Genomic DNA, 7,766 nt, shown 5'->3' with positions numbered 1-7,766 from the left:
CCCGTCCAAACAAGCAATCAAAATGCTTTCTACATGCTTAGTTTTCGTTCGATTGTCGACACGCAGCTGACCGAAAACCGCCCACTACGCGCTTAGCTTCTTAAGTTTTAAAATAGTGCCGAAGCTACACCATTTCTATGTTGACTTTTATGGTGTCTCAATACGGGTCGCCATCAACAAGGGCTACCCAGAGACATCTCGCCTTCCCGCCTTGCGGGAACGTGGCCAAAATCTTACTATAAATTCAGATTAGGCAGCAAGAGCGTAGTTATTCTCGCCATTTGAAAAAATGTGAAATATGAGATTTCAGAGCTATATCCCAGCGCTCTGCATGCTTACACTTTCATTAGACTCGCTGTCAAAACCAGTCGACCCCATGTGTATTCAAAGAACTTTTGTTTGTGCATTTCCCTCGTAAAAAAACTCAGGGCGGGCTATTCGCTGTATCTTTTTAAAAACTATTCCTTCGGCAAGCTCAGGATTAATTTTTAAAAAGGATGCCGCTACTATCCCTAATGCGGGATGCAAATGTAATACAATTTCTATTAATCTATAGGAATCTTGTACATTTACATATATCCACGTATTTTTAGAACAAATTTTATACCAAATTCATATATGAAATTCGGAATCATCAAAGAACGTAAAACTCCGCCAGATAGAAGAGTTGTGCTCTCACCAGAAGCCTGCCAAGCTGTCAAGCGTGCATTTCCAGATGCAGAAATAATTGTAGAGCCTTCAGAAATAAGAACCTTTAAAGATGAAGAATATCAGAAATTAGGGTTTCATGTTTCAGAAGATATGGAGCAATGTGATGTTTTATTGGGAGTTAAGGAAGTTCCTATAGAAGAACTAATTCCAAATAAAAAATACTTTTTCTTTTCACATACCATAAAAAAGCAATCCTATAATAGAGGATTATTACAAGCCGTATTAGAAAAAAACATCGAGTTATACGATCATGAGGTAATTACAAATTCTGAGGGGCAGCGTCTAGTTGCTTTTGGTCGCTATGCAGGTATTGTAGGAGCTTATAATGGTATTAGAACTTACGGACTTAAATACGATTTGTTCAGCATTCCAAAGGCAGAAACTTTACCCAGTATAAAAGCACTATTAAAAACAGTATCTAATGTTACGCTTCCGAAGATAAAAATATTACTTACTGGAACAGGAAGAGTAGGGAATGGCGCTAAGGAGATTTTGGATGGCATGGGAATTAAAGAAGTTTCTGTTGATGAATATTTAGATAATGAATTTGAAGAGGCTGTATATTGCCAAATCGATGTTTTAGATTATAACAAACGTAAAGATGGTGCTTTTTCTGAAATCTCAAATTTCTATAATAATCCATCAGAATACGAGTCTAATTTCATGAGATTTGCACAAGTAACCGATTTCTATATAGCAGGGCACTTTTATGGAGATGGAGCACCGTATCTTTTTACGAGATCGGATGCTAGGAAACCTGAATTTAAAATAAAAGTAGTGGCAGATATAAGTTGTGATATTAATGGTCCTGTAGCTACAACAATCCGACCATCAACAATTGCAGAACCTATTTATGGTTATAACCCTAAGTCGGAACTGGAAACAGATTTTAAAGAAAAAGATGCAATTGCAGTAATGGCAGTAGATAATCTCCCTTGTGAAATTCCTGCCGATGCTAGTGCTGGATTTGGGGAGAGCTTTATTGCACATGTGATTCCTGCATTTTTTAATAATGATAAAGACGGAATTTTATACCGAGCGAGGATGACTTCTAGTGGAAAACTTACAGAGCGATATAGTTATCTTCAAGATTATATAGAGGAAAAGGAATAGTGGGTTATTAATTTTAAGTATCTTTTAGTGTTCACTTTTTTAAAGAGTTAGTAATATTACGTAACTTGCGACGCTAATTTTTAATAAAATCGTAGCTAATTACGATTATTTTATTTTTTTCAAAAAAAAGCTTGCTAATGTATAATTCAAAAATAACAGGTTTAGGATATTATGTCCCAGAGAATGTAGTTACCAACGACGATTTGTCTAAAGTAATGGATACTAATGATGCTTGGATTCAAGAGCGCACAGGGATAAAAGAACGTCGTCATGTAGTGAGAGGAGAAGATACAACCACTTCTATGGGTGTTAAAGCTGCTAAAATTGCTATTGAGCGCTCTGGTTTAGATAAAGATGATATCGATTTTATTGTTTTTGCAACTTTAAGTCCAGATTATTATTTCCCTGGACCAGGAGTATTGGTGCAAAGAGATTTAGGAATGAAAACTGTTGGAGCGCTAGATGTTAGAAATCAGTGTTCTGGTTTTATATATGCTATTTCTGTTGCCGATCAATTTATAAAAACAGGAATGTATAAAAATATTCTTGTTATTGGTTCAGAAGTTCATTCTACAGGATTGGATATGACTACTCGTGGAAGAAGCGTTTCGGTTATTTTTGGAGATGGAGCTGGAGCAGCAGTTTTAAGTAGAGAAGAAGATAATTCTAAAGGTATTTTATCTACTCACTTACATTCAGAAGGAGAGCATGCTGAAGAGTTGGCATTAATAGCCCCAGGGATGGGAAAACGATGGGTAACAGATATTTTAGAAGATAATGATAGTGAAGACACTTCATATTTACCACATATGAACGGGCAATTTGTATTTAAAAATGCAGTTGTACGTTTTAGTGAAGTTATAAATGAAGGCTTACAAGCTAATAATTTGACGCCTGCAGATATAGATATGTTAGTGCCACATCAGGCAAACTTGAGAATTTCACAGTTTATTCAACAGAAATTTAAGCTAAGTGACGATCAAGTATATAATAATATAATGAAGTATGGTAATACAACAGCCGCTTCTATTCCTATTGCATTAACAGAAGCATGGGAACAAGGAAAAATAAAAGAAGGAGATACCGTTGTATTAGCTGCATTTGGAAGTGGATTTACATGGGGAAGTGCCATTATAAAGTGGTAACTTTTTAGTAATAAAATAATGCGAATCAAAGCAGTATCTTTAGAGATGCTGCTTTTTTATTTTTATAACAATTTAGTTACATACAAATAGTAAAGAATTTACTATATTTATAATTCGCTTTTTTTTGAACGTAAAACGATTTAGTAGAAATGAAAACAAACTCCGAGGAAGTAAAAAGTGTTAAACATGTAAAGGTAGGAACCTATGAACATAGTAGATTTGAAAAGATTCATAATGTGATTTTTAAAAAGTCTTCTAAAGCGTCCTATCTCGTTGCCAAAGAGATTGCAGACCTTATTCGAACAAAGGATAGTAAAGGAGAAAAGTGTGTTTTAGGACTTGCTACAGGTTCTTCTCCAATCCGTGTATATGAAGAATTAATTATGATGCATAAGGAGGAGGGACTGAGTTTTAAAAATGTGGTTACTTTTAATTTGGATGAATATTTCCCGATGAATCCGGAGAGTATTCATAGTTACCATTATTTTATGCATGAAAACTTATTTGATCATATTGATATTCCAAAAGATCAAATTCATATTCCAGATGGAACTATTTCTCAAGATGAGGTTAATGATTATTGTGCAGCTTATGAGGAGAAAATTGCATCCCATGGAGGTTTAGATTTTCAATTACTAGGAATTGGTAGAACTGGACATATTGGTTTTAATGAGCCTGGTTCTCACTTTAACTCTGTAACAAGAAGTATCACGCTAGATCAATTAACTCGAGAAGATGCTGCTAGTTCGTTCCTTGGAATAGAAAATGTGCCTAAGAAAGCCATTACAATGGGTGTTGGAACAGTAAATAATGCGAAACGTATTGTTTTATTGGCTTGGGGACATAAAAAGGCTGAAATTGTAAAGCGTACCATAGAAGGTGAAGAGTCGGCACAGATACCGGCAACCTATCTTCAAGACCATCCAAATACGACTTTTGTTTTGGATGAAGAGGCTGCTTCTCTTTTAACTCGCGTAGAATCACCTTGGTTGGTAGATGCTGTAGAGTGGACCGAACCAATGATAAAACGTGCAGTTGTTTGGCTTTGTGATAAGGTAGAAAAATCTATTTTACGATTAACAGATAAAGATTTTAATGAGAATGGATTGGCTTCTTTATTGGCTGAAAAAGGATCTTCTTATGAGTTAAATATAGAAATGTTTAATCAGTTGCAGCATACTATTACAGGTTGGCCTGGAGGAAAACCTAATGCTGATGATACGAATAGACCAGAGCGTAAATCTCCAGCTAAAAAGCGTGTTATTATATTTAGTCCGCATCCAGACGATGATGTTATTTCTATGGGAGGTACTTTTGATAGATTGGTGCAGCAAGGACATGAAGTACATATAGCTTATCAAACTTCTGGAAATATTGCTGTTTCTAATGCTGATGCTTTAAAATTTGCTGAAGTAGCAATGGATTTCCTTCCTGAAGGGAGTGAATTAGAGAAGTTGAAGGAAACTATTTCTGGAATTAATGAGAAAAAAGAGAATGAAATTGATCCATTATCAGTTCGAGAATTAAAGGGACTTATAAGAAAAAGAGAATCGATTGCTGCAACTCGTTATTTTGATGTTCCAGATGAGCAGGTACATTTCTTAAACCTTCCGTTCTATGAAACTGGAGCTGTTAAAAAGAGTCCGCTTGGAAAAGAAGATATAGATATTGTTAAAAATTTAATTGCTGACGTAAAGCCACATCAGGTATATGCGGCTGGAGATTTGGCTGATCCACACGGAACACATAAAGTGTGTTTGGATGCTGTTTTTAAAGCGATGGCAGAATTAAAACCAGAGCCTTATATGGCAGATTGCTGGTTATGGTTATATAGAGGAGCTTGGCACGAATGGGAGATCCATGAGATAGATATGGCTGTTCCTATGAGTCCAGATCAAGTGTTGAGAAAAAGAAAAGCTATTTTCTTCCATCAGACACAAAAAGATGGTGTATTATTTCAAGGAGAAGACCTTCGTGAATTTTGGGTTCGTGCTGAAGATAGAAATAAGAAAACAGCTGCTCATTATAGAAACCTTGGACTTTCTGATTATGCCGCAATGGAAGCATTTAAAAGGTTTGATTATTAAGATTACAAACAAAATGTATAAAAAACTAAAGCCCGAAAGTATTTACTTTCGGGCTTTTTATTAATAACAGGCATAGAACGACTAACCATAAACCATATATTTATGCTGTGTTACTAATTTCTTACAATATACCGCCGCTATCTTGTTTGGTGTTGTTATCTCTATTTTTACGTTGTACTTTTCTGTTTTTTCCACCGCCAAATCGGTATGATAATCCTGCAAAAACAGTTCTACTTTCCCAATTAAAAGCTCCTTCTTGTCGGTAAGGTAAATCGCCATCAAACTGAAATTGCATGGTGTTAAAAATATCATTAAAGTTTAAACTGAAAGTTCCTTTTCCATCAGCAAAACTATATCTGGCTCCTGTATTTACAAAATACATAGGTTTAGCATTCATCTGAATTCCTTTGTTTTCTCCTCTATAGAATCCAAAAAGGGATAATGATAGCTTCTTTGTGATTGTAAAGTTGTTATTTAAACGAGCATTATAAGCTACATTTTCTACTTCTATATTTTCTTCAATAATATCATCTACCGTTGGATCTTCTGTAGAATTAAGACGTTCTGATAATCCACGTTGCGTTTGTGAATACAAGTCGAAACTCCCATTTATACTCCACCATTCTAAAGGCTTGTAATTAGCAGATATTTCAAAACCAAAGGCTTCCGTGTCATCAAAATTCCCGTAAGTAAGTATCTGCTTTGTTAAATCTAATCTGTCAACATAAACTGTTCGGTTAATTTCATCTTTAATTGCTCTGTAGTAAACTCCAAAAGTGATGCTACCGTGTTCTAATCTGCGGGTGTAATTTGTCTCAAAAGAATTTGTAAACTGTGGTTTTAAGCTTTCATTTCCATAAGATGATATAAGTGGGGTGCTCCATTCTCTAATAGGGTTTACCTGGCTTAAACCTGGTCTGTCAACTCTTCTGCTGAAACTTACCTGAAACTGATTTTTTTCTGAAGGAGAATACGTAACATATGCAGACGGGTATAGTTGCGAATAATCATCTGTAAAACTACGAACACTATTTGTGTCTGCTTTGACGGTTACATCTTCATATCGAGCTCCTACTTGGTAGCTCCATTTTTCAAAGTTCTGACCAAAAGTTGCATATGCAGAATAGATGTCCATTCCGTAAATAAATTCTGTTCCTGGAGTAGGAACGAGTTCTCCACCATTATTAAAACTATATCCTGTGGAAGCATAATCTACATTTGTTTCAAAGTTTCTTGCTTCAAGTCCAAGTTCCAATTTGGATTTTTCAGAAAACGGATTTACATAATCTAAATTTGCAATAGTCTGCTGTCTTCTAGTATCTACAAAATCTTGGTAATTAGGTTGACTTGAAGTTCCTAAATAGTCAAAATATGCATCTTCTTCATTAGTGAAATTACTGTAATCTACTTCTAATTCTATATTATGACCTTCTTTATCAAAATCTCTTTTGTAGTCGAAATTATATTGCTCGTTTTGATTAGAATTTTCATTGTTGAATATTTGTCGGTTATCGTCAACAGTAGGGTCTACATTGGTAATTCGAGTATCGCCATTCCCTTTTCCATCATATATATTCTGATTCGTGAAAACTGAGATTGTATTTTTATCATTTAAGAAAAAGTCAACTCCTAATTTATATAAATGTGATTTATTATTATTGAAAAAGCTAAAATCTTGAATCTGATTCTCATTAAAATTTACTGTAGATTCATCATCAAAACGTTCAATTCTACCTCCATTAACGTATTTTCCGACATTATTTCCGTAGTTACCATAGAAATTAAACTTTCCTCTTCGGTAGTTTAAATCGATAGAACTGTTAAACTTGGCTTCCTCTTCATAAGATAATCCTAGATTTAGATTTCCGTTAAACCCAATATTGGCATCTTTATAAAGTACAATATTTATAAGTCCGCTCATCCCTTCAGGATTGTATTTTGCTGAAGGATTGGTTATTAATTCAATTTTTTTGATTGATGTTGATGGGATCTGCTTTAAAAGTTGTGCTACAGGTACGTTAGATAATTTTCCATCGACCATAACACGCACATTAGAATTCCCTCGCATAGAAAGGTCTCCCGTTTGTTGATCTACATTTAAAGAGGGGATGTTATTCATAATGTCGCTTGCTGTTGCCCCTTGTGTGGTAAGGTCTTTTCCGACATTTATAACTTTTCGATCTATTTTTTGTTCGATGGTAGAGCGTTCAGCAACAACATCCACACCTTCGAGCTCTGTAACATTCTCTTCAAGAGTTATTGTTCCTAATGATACATTTCTATTTTCTTTTGAAATTGTTATTGCTTTACTGAAAGAATTGTAACCTATAAATTGTACTTCAAAGACATAAGATCCATCTTCAATATTAGTCAGTTCAAAAGTACCATCGTCATTTGTAATCCCGCCAGTAACAGCAGTGCCATCTTTTTTAATGGCAACAGTAGCGTAAGGAATTGGTTGTTGTAGTGACTTATCGATTACAGTACCTTTAATAGTACCAAGTTTAGCGAAATTTGTTTGTGGGGCACTGTTCTGTGCGTGTGTAATGGCTGTTATGGTAACCATACATAAAAGGATGAAATTTTTCATTGGTTAGATTTTGATTGTTTGATTGTTTGATTGATGATTTTTGCTTATTTTGATTAAGGTTGTTATATAACTTGACGACTAGTTTTAGGAACTGTTACAATTAGTATAATTTTTTAACAT

The 7,766-nt window shown here is 34.7% G+C and carries 4 protein-coding genes and 1 other RNA gene; 3 read left to right on the top strand and 2 right to left on the bottom strand.

The features are described 5' to 3' along the window. Window positions 1-376, bottom strand: a transfer-messenger RNA (tmRNA) gene (gene ssrA, locus JM658_RS15430); the annotation flags it as partial. A 242-nt stretch (window positions 377-618) separates the two neighbouring features. Between ssrA and JM658_RS15425 the strand changes: the two genes are divergently transcribed. The 3 genes from JM658_RS15425 (at window position 619) to nagB (ending at window position 5,056) form a co-directional block, all read left to right on the top strand. Next, on the top strand, window positions 619-1,824 hold the full coding sequence (locus tag JM658_RS15425) for an NAD(P)-dependent oxidoreductase (protein ID WP_236960331.1): 1,206 nt from the start codon (window positions 619-621) through the stop codon (window positions 1,822-1,824). A 137-nt stretch (window positions 1,825-1,961) separates the two neighbouring features. Further along, window positions 1,962-2,969, top strand: a complete 1,008-nt coding sequence (locus JM658_RS15420) for a 3-oxoacyl-ACP synthase III family protein (RefSeq protein ID WP_236960329.1) — start codon at window positions 1,962-1,964, stop codon at window positions 2,967-2,969. 149 nt (window positions 2,970-3,118) lie between these two features. Further along, complete coding sequence (nagB, locus tag JM658_RS15415; RefSeq protein ID WP_236960327.1) at window positions 3,119-5,056, top strand: glucosamine-6-phosphate deaminase; 1,938 nt, start codon at window positions 3,119-3,121, stop codon at window positions 5,054-5,056. Window positions 5,057-5,177: 121 nt separating this feature from the next. Here nagB and JM658_RS15410 read toward each other — a convergent pair whose 3' ends face one another. Further along, window positions 5,178-7,646 carry a TonB-dependent receptor domain-containing protein gene (locus JM658_RS15410; RefSeq protein ID WP_236960325.1) on the bottom strand — a complete coding sequence of 823 codons (2,469 nt, stop codon included), beginning with the start codon at window positions 7,644-7,646 and terminating at the stop codon, window positions 5,178-5,180. Between the last annotated feature and the right edge of the window lie 120 nt (window positions 7,647-7,766).

Source organism: Joostella atrarenae (genome assembly GCF_021764745.1).
Taxonomy (GTDB): domain Bacteria; phylum Bacteroidota; class Bacteroidia; order Flavobacteriales; family Flavobacteriaceae; genus Galbibacter; species Galbibacter atrarenae.
This window is presented reverse-complemented; position numbering and strand designations above follow the sequence as displayed.

What these genes read in the sequence shown, in the direction of transcription:
- JM658_RS15425 (WP_236960331.1), top strand. Translation starts at nt 619, where the DNA reads ATGAAATTCGGAATCATCAAAGAACGTAAAACTCCGCCAGATAGAAGA.
- JM658_RS15420 (WP_236960329.1), top strand. Translation starts at nt 1,962, where the DNA reads ATGTATAATTCAAAAATAACAGGTTTAGGATATTATGTCCCAGAGAAT.
- nagB (WP_236960327.1), top strand. Translation starts at nt 3,119, where the DNA reads ATGAAAACAAACTCCGAGGAAGTAAAAAGTGTTAAACATGTAAAGGTA.
- JM658_RS15410 (WP_236960325.1), bottom strand. Translation starts at nt 7,646, where the DNA reads ATGAAAAATTTCATCCTTTTATGTATGGTTACCATAACAGCCATTACA.